Genomic DNA, 20,496 nt, shown 5'->3' on the forward strand with positions numbered 1-20,496 from the left:
GGAGCGCAGCGGAATCGGCGCAGCCGACGCGACCGCAGGGAGCGCCCTTTACTCGGGACACGGAAACCCGACACTGACAAAGAAGCGAGTGGCCCAACGGTCACATCGAAAACGCTGGTCGGTTCAACTCCCCGCATACCGATCCACCCCCTCAACCCACCGTCCCCGTTCGATTACAGTGCTGAACTGACTCGCACGTAAAGACGGAACCCTGAGGAGGTCTTGGTGAGTACGGCAACCGGGGCCGTCTGGGGCCGGGTCGAGCAGCAGGACTTTCGGAGTCGGGTGCGGGGGACCCTGCTCGGGGCCGCGGTCGGGGACGCGCTCGGTGCGCCCGTCGACCTGTTGGCGATCGACGAGATCCGGGAGGCCTACGGCGCGGAGGGGGTCGTAGACCTCGTCTTCGGGTATGGGCGGCGCGGTGCCGTCACGCATCTCACGCAGCTCAGCCTCTTCACCGTGGATGGGTTGATCCGGGCGCAGGTCAGACGGGATACCGGGGCCTGGCATCCGCCTACCGATCTGCATCGGGCGTATCTGCGGTGGGCCGCCACCCAGCACGACTGGGGGCCCGATGAGCGTCGTAAGGATGACGGGTGGCTCGCGCGCGAGGAGTGGCTCTACGCTCGGCGGGAGCCAACTCGGGCCTGTTTGCTGGGGTTTGGGGACGAGCGGATGGGGACTCTCGACGCGCCCAAGAATCCCGGTGAGGTGGGGGGCGAGGCGGCCGCCCGTTCCGCGCCGTTCGGGTTGCTCGTGGGGTGGGAACCGCAGCTTGTGATGCAGCTTGCCGTGGAGTGTGCCGCGCAGACCCATGGGCATCCCGTCGGGTATCTCTCCGCCGGTGCCTACGCCGTCATCGTGCATGGGCTGGCCCGGGGGGAGAGTCTCGACTCCGCCGTGCAGCGGGCGCTCGCCCTGCTTGCCGCGCGGCCCGGGCATCAACCCGTCTCCGACGGCCTTCAGCGTGCCCTCGGCGCCGTACGGCAGGGAATGCCCAGCTTCGGACGGGTCGAGGAGCTCATGGGGGAGGGGACCGCGGAAGGGGTGCTCGCCGGGGCCGTGTACTGCGCGCTCGTCGGGGACGACGTACGGCACGGGCTGTGTCTCGCCGTGAATCACGGCGGGCCCTCGGGGGTCGCCGGGGCGCTCGCCGGCGGGCTGCTCGGGGCGTTGTACGGCGAGACGGCCCTCCCGCCGGCCTGGCTGGCCGAACTGGAGGGCCGTCCCACCCTGCTCGTGCTCGCGGACGACTTCGCCGTGGAGATGACCCAGGGGCCCGCGTTGCACGGGCCCGCCGGGTCCTCTCCGGGCTGGATCGCCCGGTATCCCAGAGGGGTGTGACAGCGACCGCTACGACTGGCTGCCCACCACGTCGTCGCCCGCTCCCGCCTGCGCCGGTACCGCGACCGCCGCCGCCTCGCCGTCGTCGTCCCCGCCGCCGTTGATCTTCTCGATCAGCGCGTCCCGTTCCGGGGTGTCCTCGGGCTTCACGTAGCCGATGAGGATGTAGAGGACGAGAGAGACCGCCAGCGGGATCGACACCTGGTACTGGAGCGGGACCCCGCCGTCGACCTCCCAGTTGATCGGGTAGTTGACCAGCCAGAAGGCGAACAGGCCCGCCGCCCAGCTCGTCAGCGCCGCCGTGGGGCCGGACTTGCGGAACGGGCGCAGCAGACCCAGCATCATCGGGATCGCGATCGGGCCCATCAGGCCCGCGACCCACTTGATGACGACCGTGATGATGTCCTTGAACGTGGGCGAGTTGATCTGTGTCGCCACCGACATCGACAGGCCGAGGAAGACGACCGTGGTCACGCGGGCCGCGATGAGCCCCGAACGGTCGTTCCACGCGCGGGCCTTGGCCGATATGACCGGTGCCACGTCCCGCGTGAAGACGGCGGCGATCGCGTTCGCGTCGGACGAGCACATGGCCATCGTGTGGGAGAAGAAGCCGACGACCACCAGGCCCAACAGACCGTGCGGGAGCAGCTGTTCGGTCATCAGGCCGTAGGAGTCGGAGCCGTCCGGCTTCTGTGCGTGGACCAGGAGCGGGGACATCCACATCGGGAAGAAGAGGACCGTCGGCCAGATCAGCCACAGTGCCGCCGACAGTCGGGCCGAACGCTCGGCCTCGTGGGGGGTCTTGGTGGCCATGTAGCGCTGGGCCTGGTTGAGCATGCCGCCGTTGTACTCGAAGAGCTTGATGAAGAGGAACGCGAGCAGGAACACCGTGCCGTAGGGGCCGACCAGCGGTTTGCCGTGGCCCTGGAGCGCCGGTTCGTCCCAGGCGCCGAAGAATCCGATGCCCTTGTCGTTCAACTTCAGTACGACGGCCACGAACATGGAGACGCCGGCGAGCAACTGGATGATGAACTGGCCGAGTTCGGTCAGCGCGTCCGCCCACAGGCCGCCGATCGTGCAGTAGACGGCCGTGATCGCGCCGGTGATGAGGATGCCCTGGTTCAGCGACACCCCGGTGAAGACGGACAACAAGGTGGCAATTGCTGCCCACTTGGCCGCCACGTCCACGATCTTCAGCAGCATCCCCGACCAGGCGAGCGCCTGTTGGGTCTTCAGGTTGTAGCGGTTCTTCAAGTACTCGAGAGGCGACGCCACATGGAGCCGTGAGCGCAGCCGGTTGATGCGCGGCGCGAACAGCTTGGAGCCGATGGCGATGCCCAGCGCGATCGGGAACGACCAGGTGATGAAGGACGTGACGCCGTAGGTGTAGGCGATGCCCGCGTACCCGGTGAACATCACCGCGCTGTAGCCCGACATGTGGTGCGAGATGCCGGACAGCCACCAGGGCATCTTTCCGCCGGCCGTGAAGAAGTCGCTCACGTTGTCGACGCGCTTGTGCGACCACACACCGATCGCCACCATCACGCCGAAATAGCCGATGAGCACGGCCCAGTCGAGCCCGTTCATATGCGCCCTCCCACGATTGAGCCGGTTCAGCCCGGGGCTCATCGTGGGCGGTCGCGCGTGAGCACGACAAGTAAGCGAACGGTCAAGGGGGAGTAAAATCGTTCGGATTGATGTTCCGTGTTCACCTACATGAACTCACCGCATCAGCTCCCCGGCGTTGACCAGCAACGACTGTCCCGTGATCGCCCGCGCCCGTTCCGACGCCAGGAACACCGCCGCGTCCGCCACATCCCCGTCCGTCGCCAGCTCGGGCAGCGCCATCCGGTCGGACAGCCGCTTCAGCACCTCCGCCTCCGGCACCTTCTCCGTGTGCGCGGTGAACTGCACGTACGCCTCCACCGGCGGCCCCCACATCCACCCCGGCAGCACCGTGTTCACCCGGATCCGGTACGGCCCCAACTCCCTTGCCAGCGAGTACATCGCGCTCGTCAGCGCCCCCTTCGACGCCGCGTACGCCGCCTGCCGCACCTGCGAGGGGGCCGCCACCGCCGACTGCGTCCCGATGATGACGACCGAGCCCCCGCCCGCCTCCTTCAGCGCCGGCAGACACGCCCGCGTCATCCGCAACGTACCCAGCAGATTCACGTCGATCACCGACTGCCAGGTGGCGAAGTCCGCGTCCTCGATCCCCCCGAAGTAGCTGTCCCACGCGGCCACATGGACCACCGCGTCGACCCGCCCGAACCGCTCCCGGCCCACCGACACGAGCGCCTCGCACTGCCCCTCGTCCGTGATGTCCGTCGCCCGGTACGCCGTGTGCGACCCGTCGGGATCGATCTCGGCCGCCGACTTGGCGAGATTCGCCTCCGTGCGCGCACCCAGCACGGCGTTCCCTCCGTCCCGTACGACGGCTGCGGCGACCTGGTGGCCGAGTCCGGCCCCGACCCCCGAGACGACGACGGTCTTGCCCGCGAGCAGCGACATCCGATCCCTCCCGGGGTCTGGCGGTTTATCTGACGGGGCGTCAGAGTATGGGCGACCGGCGGAGGACGGAAGGGGAGCGACGTGAGCGAGGAAACCCGGAGCGACGTGTACGCCGAACTGGCCGCCGTAGGACCGTACGGAGTCCGGCCGGGCCACGCGCTCATCACCATGGTCGAACCGCATCCCGGCCACGAGTACGCCTACAACCGCTGGTACGAGGACGACCACTACTACGCCGGCGCGATGGCCATGCCCTGGATGTACGCCGGCCGCCGCTGGGTCGCCACCCGGGATCTTCAACTCCTGCGCTATCCGGAGAAGTCGGCGATCGCCCAGCCCGTCACCGCGGGCTGCTACCTCTCCACGTACTGGGTCACCGAGGACCGCTACGACGACCACATGAAGTGGACCGTCGGCATCAACAAACGGCTCAATCGCGACGGTCGCGTCTACCAGGACCGTACGCACGTCTTCACCGCGTTCCAGGACCACGAGGCGACCGTCTACCGCGACGGCGCGGCCGGACCGAGGGACTTCCACGCCCTCGACCACCCTTACGCCGGGCTGGTGTTGGAGGTCGTCGACGCCGAATCGGAGGAACAGCGCGCCGAGTTGCTGGAGTGGCTGCGCTCCCGCCACCTCCCGAAGCGGCTCGCGGGCTCCCCGGCCGCGATGGTGACGGTCTTCCGCCCCACCCCGCTGCCGGGCGACCGCATGACCTACGTCAAGCAGGTCGAAGGGGTCGACACCCGGCTGACGTTGCTGTGGTTCCTGGAGGCGGATCCGCGGGACTGCTGGGAGGAGTACTTCGCGGGACTGGACACGTCCGTGGCCGAATCGGGCCTCGGCACAGTCGAGTTGGTGGCGCCGTTCATCCCCACGGTGCCGGGCACGGACAAGTACGTGGACCGGCTCCGCTGACTACTTCAGTTCATCGGGACAGGGAGTGCCGCGCGGCAACTGATACGGCGCCGCCAGGCGATACGTCCCCGCCTTCGGGGCCAGCAGCATCGTCCACTTGTCGCCCTTGGAGTCCTCTTCCGTCTCCATCAGGCAGCCGTTGAGGTTGTCGTACGTCTTCGGCGTGCCCTCGGCGCGGTGCTTGGACGCGTCGGTCTCCTGCGGGGGCTTGAGGCTCTTGCCCTTCGCGTCGACGATGCTCAGCCACGGCGAGTACGGGATGCGGATCAGGATCCGGCCCTTCTTCTTCACCTCGATGGTCAACTCGCCCTGCTCCGCCCGGTCGACGACCGCGTTCGGCTCGGCGAGCGGCGCCGGGTCGGTGACCTGGAACAGCTGCCAGTTCGCGTCGCCCCAGACCTGCTTCAGATACGGCATCCCGCGCTGCACCAGGGCGCGTTCGCGCTCGCCGCCGTCGCCGTCCGGTTCGTCCTTGGGCAGGACGACGTAGTGGACGGCCCAACGCTGAAGCCACTCGTGGTAGTTCGCCGAGTTGAGCGTGTCGTCGTAGAAGAGGGGGTTGCGCTCCATGTCGGCCTGGCGGTTCCAGCCGCGGGCGAGGTTGACGTACGGCGCGAGTGCGGAGGCCTCGATGTGGGAGCGGGCCGGGACGACCTCGACGCGGCCGCGCTCGGCGCCGACCGTCTGGAGTTCGTTGACGAGCGGGGCGAGTTCGTGCGACCAGGACGCGGCCGGGGCGGTGTTGATGACGTCGTCGACCGACTTGAAGCCGATCCACCCGGTGAAGCCGACGAAGGCCAGCACGATCACGTACCACTTGCGCGAGCGCGGCACCGTGAAGGGGAGCGCGGCGATCAGTGCCACTCCGGCGAACAGCATCGCCAGCCGGCTGATGTTCGAGCCGATCTGCGAACTGACCAGCCAGACGAGGACGACCCCGATGCTGTACACGGCCGCCGTGATCCGTACGGTCGTCCACTCGCGCGGCACCAGGAAGTAGACGAGAACCCCGGACGTCAGCGGCAGGATCATCGAGCCGAACAGCATCGGCTGCGTGCCGGAGAACGGGAACAGCCAGGCGGACACGGCCACCACGGCCGCGGGCGCGAGCCCGAGAGCCCACGCGCCGGGACGGCGCTTCTGCAGGAACAGCGCTACGGCGACCAGGCCCACGAACAGCCCGGCCACCGGCGACGACATGGTCGCGAGGGCGGCCAGCGGGGCCGCGCACAGGGCCTTCGCCCAGCGTTTGTAGCGCCAGCGGTAGGGCCAGCAGAAGACGACGGCCACCGCGCCGAGCCCGAACACCATGCCCAGGCCGTACGTCACCCGGCCCGACGCCGCGTTGCACAGCAGCGCGAACACGCCCGCGAGCGAGGCCCACAGCGGGTTCTTGACCGAGCGGCTGCGGATCAGGATCAGGGTGAGCAGGCCCGCCGAGATCGTCCCGGCGATCATCATCGTCGTACGAACACCGAGGACGGACATCAGATACGGCGACACCACGCTGTACGACACCGGGTGCATGCCGCCGTACCAGGCGAGGTTGTACGCCGAGTCCGGGTGGCGGCCGACGAACTCGGCCCAGGCGTCCTGCGCTGCGAGGTCGCCGCCGCTGTTCGCGAACGTGAAGAACCAGACGACGTGAAGGACACCGGAGAGGAGAGTGAAGCCGATCACCGGGTGGCGGAGGAACGGTTCGCGGAGGCGGTCGATCAGCTGCGCCAGGCGGGCGCCGCCCTGGTGCGTCTCGTCGTCGGCCGTGTGCTGAGCGCCGTCAGCCGCGCTGTCTGGCGCGGTGTGCGCGGGCAGGTGTATTCGCGGGCCGGCTCCCGGGCCCGGATCGGCATCGTCGGCGCGTGTCGGCTCCGCTGTGGCCACCTGAAGGCACTCCCCGTGTCCCGTCTTTCGTTCTCGGCCGCGTTCCGTCCCGTTCCCGGCCTGTTCGACGCCGCGTCCCGCTGACCGGCGACGTGCCCCGATTCGCGACGCTAGCACGCACCCCGCCGGTGAGCTCCCGGGTGGGTGCCCAGCGGCGGGGTGCGGTGACGCGCATCGTCTCGTGGGTCAGCCGAGACGGGTCAGCTTGGCGGTCAAGGCCGGTTCCGCGAGATCCTTCTGGAGAGCGACCGGCACCTTGACCGCGCCGCCCGAACCGTCGCCCACGGTGAGCGTGCCCACCTTGGTGCCGGCCTTCGCGGAGTGCGGTACGGCGTCGGAGGCGAAGGACAGCTTCACCTTGAGGCCGGCCCAGCCGACCGCGGCGACGTCCTTGGTGACGACGACCGGCGTGTGACCGCCGAGCTGGTCGTCCACGTACCCGACCACGTCACCCTTCTTCAGGATCTTCGCCGACTTCATCGCGTCCTGCGCCGCGAGCATCGCCGTCTTGCTGACCGCGTTCACCGTGTCGATGATCGGCGCGGTGTGCTGGCCGAGGATCGCGCCGACGACGACGGCCGTCTCACCGCCGACCTCCTTGGTGGCGGCGAACAGCAGGTTGCCGCCGGCCGCGGTGGTGGTGCCGGTCTTGATGCCGAGCGAGTTGTTGTACGGCACCAGGCGGTTGTAGTTGGTCCACTTCTTGCCGGACGGGTCGACCCAGCTCGGCAGCTTGGTGATGTCCATCAGCGCCTGGATCTTGACCAGTTGGTTGCCCAGTTTCACCTGGTCCTCGGCGGTGGAGACGGTGGTCTCCTTCAGGCCCGAGGCGTCGGTGTACGTCGTGTTCGTCATCCCCAGCGCCTTGGCGGTGTCGTTCATCTTCTTGATGAACGCCGCCTCGGAGCCCGCGTCCCAACGGGCCAGCAGGCGCGCGATGTTGTTCGCCGACGGGATCATGATCGCCGACAGCGCCTGCTTCTCGGTGAGGACGTCGCCGGCCTTGACGGTGTTGAGGGTGGACTCGCCGTCCTTGTCGTAACCGCCCTCCTTCTCGGCGGTCGCGTCCACGGTGATCTTCTCGCCCTCCGCGCCCGACTTCAGCGGGTGGTCCTTGAGGACGATGTACGCCGTCATCGCCTTGGCGACCGAGCCGATGGCGACCGGCGTCTGCTTGCCGAAGTTGCCCATCGTGCCGATGCCGTTGACGTCCATCCAGCCCTGGCCCTCGCTGGGCCACGGGAGGTCCGCCTTGCTGCCGTCGAAGGTGTACGAGTCGTCGGCGGTGAGGGTGAGGGAGGGTGTCGGCAGCGGGCGTACGGCCTGCACTACTGCAAACACGATCGCCAGGAGAATGACCAGCGGGGTCCAGATCTTGACCCTGCGGACCGCCGTGCGGACCGGGGTCTGCGGGGGCGGTGGGGTGTTGGTCAGCTCGGCGAGGAGGTCCAGCGGGGGCTTCGGGGGGAGCGGTTGCTGGGTGGTGTGCTCGGGGCCGAGGTGGGGGACGGGGCGGGTGGTGCCTGTGCGGGGCGTGTCCCTGCGGGGCGCATCCCTGCGGGGCTCGTCGAGGGGCTTGAGGGCGACGAACTTGCTGGTGCGCTCGGCGGGGGTCTCGGGAGCCTTGGGGGCCTTGAGCATGGTGGTGGGCTGGTCCACCGCGGGCTTGGGCGGGCGTGGTGCCTTGAAGACGGCGGTGGGGTGATCGACGGCCTCGGCTTCGCCTTCGGCCGCCTTTGTGTTCCCACCCGCACCACCCGTGCGGGTTTCGTCGTCGGCTGCGGGTGCGGCCTGTGGGGCCGGGTCGCCGTCGGCGGCTTTCGGTGGGGCGTCGGTGGGGGCGGCGTCCTCGGGGGCGTCTTCGGTGTCGGAGTCGGTGCCGGTGCCGGTGGCTGCGTCTGCGGACGGGGGTTCTGCGTCCGTGTCCGTGTCGGCTTCGGCGTCCGCCTCGGGAACCGCGTCCTCCGCCTCGGGAACCGCGTCCTCGGGGGCATCGCCCGAGTCGGTGTCGTCGGCTTCCGGGCGTGCGTCCACAACCGCGTCCACAACCGCGTCCGCAACCGCGTCGGCGACCTGCTCGCCCTCGGTCACGTCGTCGTCATCGCCGGACTCGGGCTCGACCGGCTCGACCTCCGCGGAGCTGTCGCCGGCCCGCTCGCTCTCGTCGGCCTCCTCGGCGGTCTCCGCGTCCGTGACGTCGGCCGTGGATGTTTCTCCCGCGTCCTCGGCGTCCGCGTCTCCAGCGGGCTCCTCAGGGGCCTCCGCGTCCTCCGCAGCCTCGGGGTCGTCAGCGTCAGCGACCCGCTCCGAGCCCTCGCTCTGCTCGTTCGCCGGCGCGTCCTCATCCGGCTCGTCGGCCTCGTCCGCCGAAGCCACCCAAGCCGCCACAGCCTCACGCAACCGCGCATCGCCTCCCACGCCCCCCTCGCCGGCCTTGGCGGAAGGGTTCTGCGTGGCGGTGGGCCCGGAGTCCTCGGAATCGACGGAGGTGCTGCCCTCACCGGACTCGCCGGACCCGTCGACCTCGTCCGCCTCGTCGACCTCGGCCGATTCACCGGCCTCCGTCGTCTCCGCCCCCCGCAACTCCCGAATCGAGAAGATCTTCGTCGCCGTGTCCACACCCCCGCGCTGAGCGGCCGTCGCCGTGGACGCCGGCGCGGCATCTCGGGACACCGCCAGCCGGGGGTCCCGCGCACCCCGTGCCTCGGGAACCGGACTCGCGCTCCCCGGCGTCGGTTCTGCCGACGACTCGCGCTGCTTCGACCTGTCGGGGGACTCGCCCGCCACCGATGCCTCCTCCATGCGCCGCACGCTCCGCGTGCGTCAACCGAACCGACCGAGATAGCCGAGTTAGCTACAAAATCAGCTGGAAAATCAGCTGGAAACTCTCTTACCCGCCGCCCGGACAACGCATCAACACCGCTGTCCGAACCATGTACCAGTGTCCTGTGTGCGGGCTTAACCCCTGCGGTAGACGAGAACGACATACCTGCCGGTTCCACTACGAAGTGGTCACGCACCCTCGACAGACCAATGTGAGAGGGGTCACCCTGTCATTCATCCACGCGGGGAGGCATGGATGGGCAGGAGCCGCAGAACTCTTCCGGAAGAGCTTCTACTGCTGGCATTGGACCCGGCCACGGGTACCACTGCGCAGCCGCAGTCGCTCGACCTCGGTCTGGCCGGAGCACAGCTAGTGGAGCTGGCGCTGGCCGGACGGATAGCCCCAGACGGGGATCGTATCGCCGTGGTCGTACCACGGCCGACCGGAGATCCGACTTTGGACTGCGCGTTGGAGTTGCTGCGAAGGCGTGGCGCTCCGGTACGCGCAGTGAACTGGATTGGCGGGCCCCGACTGGGACTTCGCCAGACCTACCTCTCGCATCTCGAGCGGTGCGGCATGGTGCATGCCGTGGCGGGACAGATGTGCGGGGTGCTGCCGACGACTCGCTACCAAGCGACGGACAACGAGATCAGCCGCGAGATCAGGGGCCGACTCGATTCCGCGATCCGCACCGGCGTACCGCCGGATCCGCGGACAGCCGCGCTCGCCGCACTGGCGCACGCGGTCGGTCTCGGCAAACACCTGTATCCGGGTAATGAGGGACGCTCGTCCCGCTCCCGGCTGCGGGACCTGATCAGGCACGACCCCATGGGCGGACTCGTGGCGCACGCCGTGATGGACGTCCAGAACGGTGTGGCCGCACAGCCACGCCGTAGCCCGGCCCCGGCCGGCCGTCAGGCCGCGCCCGGATCAAGGCCACCGGAACCGGCTCGTGGTGTTCCGATGCAGCCGCACCGCGGCACCATGGCGCGCGCCGTGGCTCACTGAGCCGCAGTCCCACGGCACACGCCCGCATCACGGCACCACCGCACGACCGCAGCACACGCAGTACCGCCGCACCGCCAGTCCCCAAGACCCGGTTCGGGAGCCGCTGGTCCGAGCGGGGTGGAGTAGACGTAACGTCTCTCCACCCCGCTCGGCCGCATCTACGGACGCCGCAGGCAACCGGAATCTGGCCCGTACCTGCCGCATATCCACCGTTTCCCAGCGGTAGAAACCACCTTGGTGGCAGTCTGCTCAACAGCAGATACGCAAAGTGGCAAGCAGTGGCAGCAAGTAGCAACAAGCAGAGGTATGCAGCCGGAGGTGCACGTTCCCGTGGCGTCAAGTGTCAATCCCACCGTCAGGCGACGCCGGTTGGGCCAGGAGTTGCGTCGGCTCCGCGAGCTCAAGGGCATGACGGCCGAAGAGGTCGCCGAGCGGTTGCTGGTGTCGCAGTCGAAGATCAGCCGGTTGGAGAACGGGCGGCGCAGCATCAGCCAGCGCGACGTCCGCGACCTGTGCGGGGTCTACGAGGTCGAGGACGTCCGCATCGTCGACTCGCTCATGCAGATGGCCAAGGACTCGCGCCAGCAAGGCTGGTGGCACTCCTTCGGCGACATCCCGTACAGCGTCTACATCGGGCTGGAGACGGACGCGGCGAGCCTTCGGGTCTACGATCCGCAGGTCGTCCCCGGTCTGCTGCAGACCCGGCAGTACGCCGAGGCGCTCATCACCGGGGCGTTGCCCGAGACCGCCCTGGCCGACGTCGAGAAGCGGGTCCAGGTGCGGCTGCGCCGGCAGGAACGTATCTCGGCCCCGGAGAACCCGCTGCGGCTGTGGACGGTGATGGACGAGTCCGCGGTGCGCCGCGTGGTCGGCAACCGGTCGCTGATGCGGGACCAGTTGGAGCATCTCGTCGAGCAGTCCCAACTGCCGCACGTGACCGTGCAGGTGATCCCGTTCGACATGGGCGCCCATCCCGGGCTCAACGGGCAGTACGCGATCCTGGAGTTCCCCGACGCGGCGGACTCCAGCGTCGTCTACATCGAGGGCGTCACCAGCGACCTGTACCTGGAGAAGGCGAACGACGTCCAGAAGTACAGCGTGATGTACGAGCACTTGAGGGCGCAGGCCCTCAACGTCGACCAGTCCCGTCAGTTCATCGCGGACATCGCGAAGGAATACGCGCGCTGAAGGCCCGCTGAAGCCGTCCCCCGGCGGAAAGTGCCGCACTGTACACCTTCCGCCGGGGCGGATGGAAGACACCAGGGGTATATGCCACCCGGTCGAGTGAATGGCCGCTTCGCCCGCCGATGTTGGCGAGTAGCGTCGATCACGCCATCGAGGAACAGACGTTGGCGCAAACCGTGCTGTGCGTCCGGAGAGTTCGTGGCCGGACGCGACGCGCGGTGACAGCAACTCAACAACTGGCATAACCGGAGCAAAAATGGCAATTCGTCAGGGCGCCACGGACACGTGGACCAAGTCCTCGTACTCCACCGGGAACGGCGCGTGCGTCGAGATCAAGTCACCGGTTCTCGCGGCCATGGCCGTACGGGACTCCAAGGTCTCCGGGGGACCGGCGCTGGCCTTCCCCGCGGACTCGTGGAACGCCTTCGTGGCAGAGGTCGCGCGGGGGGCGCACGACTTTCACTGATGTGGCTCGGTCACCTTTCACAACTCCATAAGCAGCACCAGTCACAACTCCATAAGCAGCACAAGCACTTCAAGGAAGAGCCCTCTCGACCGGCCCGCCGTCCTGGCCGAGGGGGCTCGGCTTGTGCCCGCGACTCCCGCTTGTACCCGTAACTCCCGCCTGTGGCGCCTTACTTCACGGGGAACGCCACATCGCACACCGGGTCCTCCGGGCCCGCCGCCTCCCAGTCCGCGAAGTACACCTCGCGGCACGGACCGGCGTACCGCAGACCCTGCGCGGCGACCCACTGCTCCACCGCCTCGAACGCGGCCAGGATCTGCGGATGCGCCACCTGAGCTTTGGTGATCCGGGCGTACGCCAGTCGCCGCGCCGGTTCCACCCGCACCGCCGTCTGCCGGGCCCGGCCCGCTCGCGCCGCCCAGGCCCGCGCCGCCGCCTCGTCCGCGACCGGCACGCAGGACTCGGCCGGGCCGTCGCTCTCCATCGACACCTCGGCGTGGTAGACGACGAACGGCGCGGCGCTCACGCCCCCGCACTCCTTCGCCGCCTCCTCGAGGCGCCCGAGCGACGCCCCGATCCAGGCCGGCAACTCGTCCGCGAGGGTGTGCCGGGTCTCGGTGATCAGCACCTGTTCCGGTACCTCGACCGTCTCGACCACGAACTTTCCGTACATCTCGGAGCTCCTCCCCGAAAGGCGTGCACGGAGGTACTCGGCGAGCGTGCGCTGCCCGGCGACGCGGGTCTCGACGTCCGTCCAGTACGCGGCGAGGAGATCGGCCGCGTCCGTCCCGTCCGCCTCGACCAGCTCGGCGATCCGCGCGAGCGGCATGTCCAACTGCCGTAGCAGCGCCACGAGTCGGGCCCGCTCGACCTGGTCGGCGCGGTAGTGGCGATAGCCGCTGACCTCGTCGACATGAGCGGGGGCCAGCAGCCCCAGCCGGTCGTACAGCCGCAGTGCCTTGGCCGAAAGCCGTGCCCGCGCCGCGAACGCCCCGATGGTCAGCAGTTCGTCGTCCACCCGAGTCATCCTCCGTCACCGGGCGGTATCTGTCCGCCCGGCAACAGGGACGCTCAGCCTTGCCCCAGGGGCAAGGTCAACACCTTCTTGAGCGACACCTTCTCAAGCGAGGGAACCCTCCACCGCCGCCACGACCTCCGCCGACTCCGGCTCGGTCTGCGGGGAGAAGCGGGCGACGACCGTGCCGTCGCGGCCGATCAGGAACTTCTCGAAGTTCCAGCGGATGTCGCCGGTGTGGCCCTCGCCGTCCGCGAAGCCGACGAGGCGGTCGTACAGCTCGTGCCGGCCGTCCCCGTTGACCTCGACCTTCTCGGTCAGCGGGAAGGTCACGCCGTACGTCGCCGAGCAGAACTCGGCGATCTCCTCGGCGCTGCCGGGCTCCTGCCCGAGGAACTGGTTGCAGGGCACGCCCAGCACGGTGAAGCCCTGCGCGGCGTACCGCTCCTGGAGCCGCTCGAGGCCCGTGTACTGGGGGGTCAGCCCGCACTTGGAGGCCACGTTCACCACGAGGACGGCCTTGCCCGCGTACTGCGAGAGGTCCGCCGAGCCGCCCTTGAGCGACCCGATCTCGACACCGAGGGGACCCGTGTTCTCTGTAGTCGTCATAACCGGATGCTAACTCCGGTAAATGTCGTTCTCCCCACGGGCCCATGCGCCTCTGCGCTTACCGGTGTGCTTACAGGACTTACCGGTGTGCCTACAGGCCGGCGGCCTTCACCACGACCTCCCCGGCCGCCGTCCGCGAGTACAGCACCGAGCGCCCCGCCCGCCGCCGCTCCACCAGCCCCGCGTCCCGCAGCACCCGCAGATGCCGGCCCACCGAGCCGAGCGCCTGTCCGGTCACGGCGGTCAGCTGGCTGGTGCTCATCGGCGAGCCGAGCAGCATGAGCACGCCCGCCCGTGCGGGCCCCAGCAGCGCGCCCAGACTCTCGGGCACCGGCCGCCCGCCGTGGTCGGCGAGGACACCCGAGCAGGCGTAGATCATGGCGTACCGGTCCGGTTCCTCCCACGACACCCACCCGGCCTTCGGTGTGACCGGCATGAAGAGCAGCTCCGCGCCGGAGACCTCGCGCGGCGGGTTCTCGTACAGGTTGATCTGCAGCCGGTTCTCCCCGAGCCACCGGGTCCGCCCCGGCTGCAGCGCGTCCAGCACGGCCGCCCAGCCGCCCTGGCTCACCTGCGTGGTGCGGGACACCACATCGGCCTCCAGGACGCGCCGTCGCCGCGCCCAGTACGGCCGTACGGTCTCCTCCCAGACGTACTCCAGGAGCCGGGCCGCCCGCTCGGGCAGATCGTCGCGCTCCAGGGCGGCAGGGAGCGGCCCGGCGAGGGAGACCGTGAGGTTCGCCCGCGCGTCCTCGGGCCGGGTCTCCCGGACGCGGGCGACGGTCTCCGCGAACGACTCCCGGTCGGTCTGCGTCGGGCAGAAGAAGTCGGCGATCCAGGACCGCCCGAGCGCCGCCCGCACCAGTAGCCCGGTGACCGGTTCGGCCGCCAACAGGCCCTGGTAGCCCGGGAGATGGTCGCGCAGCCACGCCTGCTCGCCGGGGTGCGCGCCCACCCCCGCGTGCAGCAGCTTCAGCGAGGCGAAGGTCTCGGCGAACGACGACAGCACGAACCGGCTCCGGGCCAGGGTGTCCGCGTTGAGCTGCCACCACCCCATCCGCACCCCCGGTGTTTCGCGTCCGCGCGAAAGAATACGACCCTCGCGCGCACCCCCGCAGACTCCGCCCATGCGCAGCTACCGCGAGCTCTTCCGCACGCCCGAATACACCCCGTTCTTCTTCTCCTTCGCCGCCCAGAACGCGGCCCTCACGATCAGCGGCCTGGCGCTGGCCACCCTCGTCTACCGGGCCACGGCCTCGCCCTTGCTGTCGGCCGTGAGCATGTTCGGGCCGCAGCTCGCCCAGATGATCGGCGCGACCTTCTTCCTGTCGGGCGCCGACCGCCTGCCCCCACGCGCCACACTCACCGGCATCAACTCCGCCTTCGCCGTCTGTACGGCGGTGCTGGCGCTGCCCGGTCTGCCGATCGGGGCGGTCTTCGCCGTCGTGTTCCTGCAGGGCCTGATCGCCTCGCTGGGCGGGGGCGTGAGCGGCGGCCTGCTGAACGAGATCCTGCCCAAGGAGGGCTTCGTACTGGGCCGTTCGGTGTTCAACATGGCCTCCGGACTGATGCAGGTCACCGGTTTCGCGACGGGCGGCGCCCTGCTGACCCTCCTGTCCCCCCGCACCTGCCTGCTCCTGTCGGCCGCGCTGTACGCCACCACGGCCCTCGCCCTCCGCCTCGGCCTCACCGCCCGCCCACCCCGCTCCACGGGCCGCCCGTCGGTCGCGGCGACCTGGCGCACGAACGCCCTCCTGTGGTCCTCCCGCCCCCGCCGCCTCACCTACCTGGGTATGTGGCTCCCCAACGGCCTGGTCGTCGGCTGCGAGTCCCTCTACGTCTCCTACGACTCCGGGTCCGCCGGTGCCCTGTTCGCGAGCGCGGCGCTGGGCATGTTCGCCGGCGACCTGACCCTGGGCCGTTTCGTACCGCCGGCCCTGCGCGCCCGTCTCGACGTCCCGCTCCGCCTCCTGCTGGCCGCTCCGTACCTGTTCTTCGCCCTCCGTCCGGGCATGCCGTGGGCGGCCATGGCGGTGTGCGTCGGCTCCGTGGGCTTCGGCGCGAGCCTCGTCCTCCAGGAACGCCTGATGACCCTCACCCCCGACGAACTCGCGGGCCACGCCCTCGGGTTGCGCTCCGCGGGCATGCTCACCATGCAGGGCGTGAGCGCGGCCCTCGCGGGCACGATCGCCCAACTCACCTCACCGGGAACGGCGATGACCCTGATGGCGACGGCCTCGACGGCGGTCACGCTGACCCTGGCGGTGCTCGCCCGACAGGAGCGGCACCTCCACCAGGGGCGGGTGATCCGTACTTTTCCGTAGTCGGAGGCATCCTTGACAGCGTGCGTACTGTTTCGCGACGTTTGGGCCCTGCCGAACTGTTCGTGTCTCGTCGTACCTTGGGATACGTAGGCAGGACGCGGACGACGCGTCGTGGGGGAATGGGGGGACGGTCGCCCATGCGATCCAGCAGCAAGGCGGACATCACGATCCACAGACCGGAGGAGCTCGGCACCACGCTCCGTCAGGCCTGGCACAAGGCGATGGACGAGTCGCCGGACTACGCGAACCCTTTTCTGGCACCGGAGTTCGCGGACGGCGTCGGCCGGTACCGCGGCGGGGCGCAGGTGGCGGTTCTGCACGAGGGCGGGGAGCCGGTCGGCTTCTTCCCGTACGAACGCAACCCCTTCGGCGTCGGCCGGGCCATCGGCCTCGGCCTCTCCGACTGCCAGGCCCTGGTGCACCGGCCCGGTGTCACCTGGGACGTCCAGCAACTCCTGCGGGCCTGCGGCCTGTCGGTCTTCGAGTTCGACCATCTGGTCGAGGAACAGCAGCCGTTCGGCCGCCACGTCACCGGCACCTTCGCGTCCCCGGTGATCGACCTCAAGGACGGCGACGGCGAGATCCCCTACGCCGAGTGGCTGCGCGCCGCCTACCCGGGCATCGCCAAGACGACCCTGAAGAAGGAACGCCGCCTCGGCCGCGACCTCGGCGAGATGCGGTTCGTCTACGACGAGCGTGACCCCAAAGTCCTGCACACGCTGATGCGTTGGAAGTCGGCGCAGTACCGCAGGACCGGCCGCATGGACCGCTTCGCGCGCCCCTGGATCGTAGACCTGGTGGACCATCTCTTCCGGGTCCGCGAAGAACACTTCACCGGCGTCCTGTCGGTCCTCTACGCCGGGGACCGCCCGGTGGCGGCCCACTTCGGACCGACGTCCCGCACGCTGTTCGCGGCCTGGTTCACGGCGTACGACCCCGAACTCCGTTACTACTCGCCCGGATTGATCATGCACCTCAGGATGGCCGAGGAGGCGGGCCGGCACGGGGTGCGCCTCATGGACCTGGGGCGCGGCGACAAGGAGTGGAAGGACTGGCTCAAGACCCGCGAACTGCGCGTAGGCGAGGGCTTCGCCACCCGCCCCCACCCGGTGGCGGCGGCCCACCGCCTGTGGCGCCGCCCGGTACGCGGCCTGCGCAACACGGTCCTGGCCCACCCCGGCCTCCGGGACCCGGCGGACCGCCTGCTGAAAACGGTGGGCACGCTGCGCACGAGCGGCCGTACGTCCGGCCGGGCGGCGCTCAAGAAGTGACGATGCGGCAACATCACCCCCAAGGGGCCCTGGACCGGAGAGGTCAAGGGCCCCTTCCGCGCTCCGTCCCCGTCCCCCGACACCCGTACGACAGGCGGCCGTGGTAGACAACGCCGATGATGGTCAAGGTCGTTGGTGCCCGACTCGCGGGCGACCGCGCGACAACAGGAAGGGGCAACCCGTGCTTCTGAAGACCTTCCGCTGGTCGTTCGCGGTCACCGCGCTCGGCCTGGCCCTGGGAGTCTGGTACGGCGGCTGGACGGCGTTCGGCGTCATCGCGATCCTCGCCGTCCTGGAGATCTCGCTGTCCTTCGACAACGCGGTGGTCAACGCCGGGATCCTGAAGAAGATGTCCGCCTTCTGGCAGAAGATCTTCCTCACGGTGCGGCGATCGCGGCCTTCGGCGGCATGTTCCTCCTGATGATCTTCCTGGACTTCATCTTCGAGGACCGTGACATCAAGTGGCTGGGCTGGCTGGAACGCCCCCTCGCCAGGCTCGGCAAGGTCGACATGCTCTCGGTCTGCATCGCGCTGATCGTCCTCCTCATCACCTCCTTCACCTTCGCGACCCACGCCCACCAGCACGGCGGCGCCCACGCGGACAAGGCCCAGACGGTCCTCGTCTCCGGCATCGCCGGCCTGATCACGTACATGATCGTCGGCGGCCTCTCGGGCTTCTTCGAGGACCGCCTGGAGGCGGAGGAGGAACGGGAACGGGAAAGCGACCGCTCGGCGGTGGTCCTGGCCGGCCAGGCGGCGTTCTTCATGTTCCTGTACCTGGAAGTCCTGGACGCGTCCTTCTCCTTCGACGGCGTGATCGGTGCCTTCGCCATCACCAACGACATCGTCCTCATGGCCCTCGGCCTCGGCATCGGCGCGATGTACGTCCGCTCACTGACGGTCTACCTGGTCCGCCAGGGCACCCTCGACGACTACGTCTACCTGGAGCACGGCGCCCACTACGCGATCGGCGCCCTGGCCGTGATCCTGATGGTCACCATCCAGTACCAGATCAACGAGGTCATCACGGGGCTGGTGGGGGTCGTACTGATCGGGTGGTCGTTCTGGTCGTCGGTCCGCCGCAACCGGGCGCTGGCGGAGACGGAGGGGGAGGCGGAGCCTGTCGACGCGGCGAGGGTTCCCTGACCGTCGCTCTTGGCAAGCAGAAGGCCACCTGCCGAGATCGGCAGGTGGCCCTGTGTTGGTGCCCTCGGCAGGATTCGAACCTGCGACACCGGCTTTAGGAGAGCCGTGCTCTATCCCCTGAGCTACGAAGGCGGGACGGACCGCCCCGGAGAGCGGTCCAGGACAGGGTAGCGGATTTGGGCGGGGTGGTTCGGTGCGGGCGGCCAACGCGGGGGCGGGGGGCGGGGTCAGGACAAGGGCACCCGTGTGAAGCGGCCCGCCACCCTCAGGTCCGCCTCGATGTCGTTCGCCGTCGTCGTCAGCTCGGGGAGGATGTCGTGGACGTACTCCTCGACCGTGCTGCGGGACACATGGGTCGCCGTGTTCAGGGCGGCGACGACCCGGCCCGTGCGGTCGCGGACCGGTACGGCGACCGAGCGCAGGCCCACCTCCAGCTCCTCGTCGACCAGGGCGTAGCCCTGTGAGCGGACCGTTTCCAGGGCCGTTGCCAGCGCCGTCGGGTCGGTCAGCGTGTGCGGGGTCAGCGGACGTAGATCACGGTCCGTCGGCGGGGCGTCCGCCAGGAGCACGCGGCCCAGTGCCGTCGCGTACGCCGGGAAACGCGTGCCGACCGCGATGTTCACGCTCATCACGCGGCTCGTCGCGACCCGGGCCGTGTACTGGATGTCGTCGCCGACCAGGATCGCCAGGGACGCCGGCTCGTGGATGCGGGCCGCGAGGGTGCCGAGGTGGGGGAGCGCGAGGTCGGGGAGGGTCGTGCGGGAGAGGGGCGGGAAGCCGAGGGACAGGACCCGGGGGGTGAGGGTGAAGCGGCGGTCGCCGGACGGGGCGACCAGGCCCAGGTGCTCGTACGTGATCAGTGCCCGGCGGGCCGTCGCCCGCGCCAGTCCCGTCGCCTGGGCGACCTCCGTCAGGGTCAGTTCGGCGCGGCCCTCGCCGAAGGCGGTGAGGACGGTCAGTCCGCGGGCCAGGGACTCGATGAACTCCCGGCCCAGTTCCTGCTTCGAGGCCCCCGTCCAGGTCGCGAGTCCGGACGGGGCGGCGACGGACTCCCCCTGGGGCGTCTCGCGCAGGTCGTCCTCCATCGCCCCGACCGCCACGCGCAGCCGCGGCAACAGCGTGTTCCGCAGGTCCTCCGCCGTGTGCCGGCTCGTGTGGCTCACGACGCTCGCCACGCACGCGATCGTGCCGGTACGGGGATCACGCACCGGCACGGACACCGCCACCAGCCCCGGTTCGATGAGCTGGTCGTCCAGCGCCCAGCCGTCCTCGCGCGCCTGTACGGCCGACCTCTCGAAGTCGGGTCCGGGCGGCGACGAACGTACCGGGACGGCCGGGAACCCCCTGTCCTCCGGGTCCGTCGCCCGCCGCTCCCGCCACCGCCGCCAGTCCGCGTCCGTCCACTCCGTCGCGAACAGCGGTCCCGGCGCGGTGCGTTCGGCCGGCAGCAGGTCGCCGATGCGGAAGCTCAGGGACATCGCGCGGCGGCGGGTGGCCTGGTGGATGAAGCGGATGCCGTCCCGGTCGGCGACCGCCAACGACACCGACTCGTCCAACTCGTCGGCCAGGGCGTCCGCGCGGGCGTCCAGGACGGCCGGCAGGCGCAGGGCGGCGAGATAGGCGTTGCCGAGTTCCATCACCCGGGGGGTGAGAATCGCGTCCCGGCCGTCGAGACGGACGTATCCCATGCGGGCGAGCGTCGCGGTGATCCGGTCGACGGTGGAACGGGCGAGCCCGGTGCCCCGTTCGAGACCGCTGAGGCTCAACATGCCGCCCGCATCGGTCAGTTGCCGCAACACGGCGACCCCCCGGATCAACGGGGCGATCGCCTCGGCGGGCACGGCGACGGCGTGGTCGTCCAGCGTGATGTCAGCGGGCATCGATTCTCCGGTACGGCAATCTCGGCAGCCCTACGGTAAGCCCGAGCCGCACGCCGGCACCGCCGACGGCCCTACGGCGGGCCCGTGCCCGGCGCACCCTCTCCGCCGCCG

Annotated in this window: 15 protein-coding genes, 1 tRNA gene and 1 pseudogene; 8 read left to right on the forward strand and 9 right to left on the reverse strand. The window is 69.7% G+C overall.

Annotated features, from left to right (window positions below; translation table 11 throughout):
- Positions 1–225: 225 nt before the first annotated feature.
- Positions 226–1,344 (forward strand): ADP-ribosylglycohydrolase family protein, encoded by a 1,119-nt coding sequence (locus OO70_RS49380; protein WP_043687879.1) that lies wholly within the window; start codon positions 226–228, stop codon positions 1,342–1,344.
- A gap of 9 nt (positions 1,345–1,353) precedes the next feature.
- Here the strand turns inward: OO70_RS49380 and OO70_RS49385 are convergent, their stop codons facing one another.
- Both OO70_RS49385 and OO70_RS49390 read right to left on the reverse strand, forming a co-directional pair.
- On the reverse strand, positions 1,354–2,931 hold the full coding sequence (locus tag OO70_RS49385; protein WP_043687882.1) for a sodium:solute symporter family protein: 1,578 nt from the start codon (positions 2,929–2,931) through the stop codon (positions 1,354–1,356).
- 135 nt (positions 2,932–3,066) lie between these two features.
- Positions 3,067–3,855: an SDR family oxidoreductase gene (locus tag OO70_RS49390; RefSeq protein WP_043687884.1), complete on the reverse strand. Its 789-nt coding sequence runs from the start codon at positions 3,853–3,855 to the stop codon at positions 3,067–3,069.
- Positions 3,856–3,936: 81 nt separating this feature from the next.
- Here OO70_RS49390 and OO70_RS49395 point away from each other — a divergent pair, with 81 nt between their 5' ends.
- Positions 3,937–4,776 carry a hypothetical protein gene (locus OO70_RS49395; RefSeq protein ID WP_043687886.1) on the forward strand — a complete coding sequence of 280 codons (840 nt, stop codon included), beginning with the start codon at positions 3,937–3,939 and terminating at the stop codon, positions 4,774–4,776.
- Here OO70_RS49395 and OO70_RS49400 read toward each other — a convergent pair whose 3' ends face one another.
- Both OO70_RS49400 and OO70_RS49405 read right to left on the reverse strand, forming a co-directional pair.
- Complete coding sequence (locus tag OO70_RS49400; RefSeq protein WP_043687888.1) at positions 4,777–6,657, reverse strand: membrane protein; 1,881 nt, start codon at positions 6,655–6,657, stop codon at positions 4,777–4,779.
- 186 nt (positions 6,658–6,843) lie between these two features.
- On the reverse strand, positions 6,844–9,459 hold the full coding sequence (locus tag OO70_RS49405; protein WP_043687889.1) for a D-alanyl-D-alanine carboxypeptidase: 2,616 nt from the start codon (positions 9,457–9,459) through the stop codon (positions 6,844–6,846).
- Positions 9,460–9,736: 277 nt separating this feature from the next.
- On the opposite strand from OO70_RS49405, the gene OO70_RS49410 reads away from it, so the two are divergent.
- The 3 genes from OO70_RS49410 (at position 9,737) to OO70_RS49420 (ending at position 12,140) form a co-directional block, all read left to right on the forward strand.
- The gene (locus OO70_RS49410; RefSeq protein WP_026150485.1) at positions 9,737–10,489 is read left to right on the forward strand and encodes a GOLPH3/VPS74 family protein; all 753 of its coding nucleotides are present in this window, start codon (positions 9,737–9,739) and stop codon (positions 10,487–10,489) included.
- A gap of 330 nt (positions 10,490–10,819) precedes the next feature.
- A complete protein-coding gene (locus tag OO70_RS49415) occupies positions 10,820–11,677 on the forward strand; it encodes a helix-turn-helix domain-containing protein (RefSeq protein WP_033287311.1) in 858 nt (285 codons plus the stop codon).
- Between the two features lie 253 nt (positions 11,678–11,930).
- Positions 11,931–12,140, forward strand: coding sequence for a DUF397 domain-containing protein (locus tag OO70_RS49420; RefSeq protein ID WP_043687892.1), 210 nt, complete (start codon positions 11,931–11,933; stop codon positions 12,138–12,140).
- Between the two features lie 169 nt (positions 12,141–12,309).
- Here OO70_RS49420 and OO70_RS49425 read toward each other — a convergent pair whose 3' ends face one another.
- From OO70_RS49425 to OO70_RS49435, 3 genes are all read right to left on the reverse strand, one after another.
- Positions 12,310–13,167, reverse strand: a complete 858-nt coding sequence (locus tag OO70_RS49425; RefSeq protein WP_043687895.1) for a MerR family transcriptional regulator — start codon at positions 13,165–13,167, stop codon at positions 12,310–12,312.
- A gap of 93 nt (positions 13,168–13,260) precedes the next feature.
- On the reverse strand, positions 13,261–13,764 hold the full coding sequence (locus OO70_RS49430; RefSeq protein ID WP_043687897.1) for a glutathione peroxidase: 504 nt from the start codon (positions 13,762–13,764) through the stop codon (positions 13,261–13,263).
- 91 nt (positions 13,765–13,855) lie between these two features.
- Positions 13,856–14,821 (reverse strand): ArsR/SmtB family transcription factor, encoded by a 966-nt coding sequence (locus OO70_RS49435; RefSeq protein ID WP_043687899.1) that lies wholly within the window; start codon positions 14,819–14,821, stop codon positions 13,856–13,858.
- Positions 14,822–14,891: 70 nt separating this feature from the next.
- Here OO70_RS49435 and OO70_RS49440 point away from each other — a divergent pair, with 70 nt between their 5' ends.
- The 3 genes and pseudogenes from OO70_RS49440 to OO70_RS49450 all read left to right on the forward strand — a co-directional run bounded on the left by OO70_RS49440 (position 14,892) and on the right by OO70_RS49450 (position 18,505).
- A complete protein-coding gene (locus tag OO70_RS49440) occupies positions 14,892–16,088 on the forward strand; it encodes an MFS transporter (protein ID WP_043687902.1) in 1,197 nt (398 codons plus the stop codon).
- 137 nt (positions 16,089–16,225) lie between these two features.
- Entirely contained in the window at positions 16,226–17,359 is a 1,134-nt protein-coding gene (locus OO70_RS49445; protein ID WP_043687905.1) for a GNAT family N-acetyltransferase, read from the forward strand.
- A gap of 181 nt (positions 17,360–17,540) precedes the next feature.
- Positions 17,541–18,505: pseudogene (locus tag OO70_RS49450) on the forward strand (DUF475 domain-containing protein).
- A 56-nt stretch (positions 18,506–18,561) separates the two neighbouring features.
- Here the strand turns inward: OO70_RS49450 and OO70_RS49455 are convergent.
- Together OO70_RS49455 and OO70_RS49460 are read right to left on the reverse strand one after the other, a co-directional pair.
- A tRNA-Arg gene (locus tag OO70_RS49455) sits at positions 18,562–18,637 on the reverse strand.
- A 95-nt stretch (positions 18,638–18,732) separates the two neighbouring features.
- Positions 18,733–20,385, reverse strand: coding sequence for an IclR family transcriptional regulator domain-containing protein (locus OO70_RS49460; RefSeq protein ID WP_043687908.1), 1,653 nt, complete (start codon positions 20,383–20,385; stop codon positions 18,733–18,735).
- Positions 20,386–20,496: the final 111 nt, after the last annotated feature.

The sequence above is a fragment of the Streptomyces xylophagus genome (assembly GCF_000716435.1).
Taxonomy (GTDB): domain Bacteria; phylum Actinomycetota; class Actinomycetes; order Streptomycetales; family Streptomycetaceae; genus Streptomyces; species Streptomyces xylophagus.

Coding starts and splice junctions, on each gene's coding strand:
- OO70_RS49385 (WP_043687882.1), bottom strand. CDS start 2,931: ATGAACGGGCTCGACTGGGCCGTGCTCATCGGCTATTTCGGCGTGATG.
- OO70_RS49405 (WP_043687889.1), bottom strand. CDS start 9,459: ATGGAGGAGGCATCGGTGGCGGGCGAGTCCCCCGACAGGTCGAAGCAG.
- OO70_RS49390 (WP_043687884.1), bottom strand. CDS start 3,855: ATGTCGCTGCTCGCGGGCAAGACCGTCGTCGTCTCGGGGGTCGGGGCC.
- OO70_RS49445 (WP_043687905.1), top strand. CDS start 16,226: ATGCGATCCAGCAGCAAGGCGGACATCACGATCCACAGACCGGAGGAG.
- OO70_RS49420 (WP_043687892.1), top strand. CDS start 11,931: ATGGCAATTCGTCAGGGCGCCACGGACACGTGGACCAAGTCCTCGTAC.
- OO70_RS49440 (WP_043687902.1), top strand. CDS start 14,892: ATGCGCAGCTACCGCGAGCTCTTCCGCACGCCCGAATACACCCCGTTC.
- OO70_RS49430 (WP_043687897.1), bottom strand. CDS start 13,764: ATGACGACTACAGAGAACACGGGTCCCCTCGGTGTCGAGATCGGGTCG.
- OO70_RS49435 (WP_043687899.1), bottom strand. CDS start 14,821: ATGGGGTGGTGGCAGCTCAACGCGGACACCCTGGCCCGGAGCCGGTTC.
- OO70_RS49460 (WP_043687908.1), bottom strand. CDS start 20,385: ATGCCCGCTGACATCACGCTGGACGACCACGCCGTCGCCGTGCCCGCC.
- OO70_RS49425 (WP_043687895.1), bottom strand. CDS start 13,167: ATGACTCGGGTGGACGACGAACTGCTGACCATCGGGGCGTTCGCGGCG.
- OO70_RS49410 (WP_026150485.1), top strand. CDS start 9,737: ATGGGCAGGAGCCGCAGAACTCTTCCGGAAGAGCTTCTACTGCTGGCA.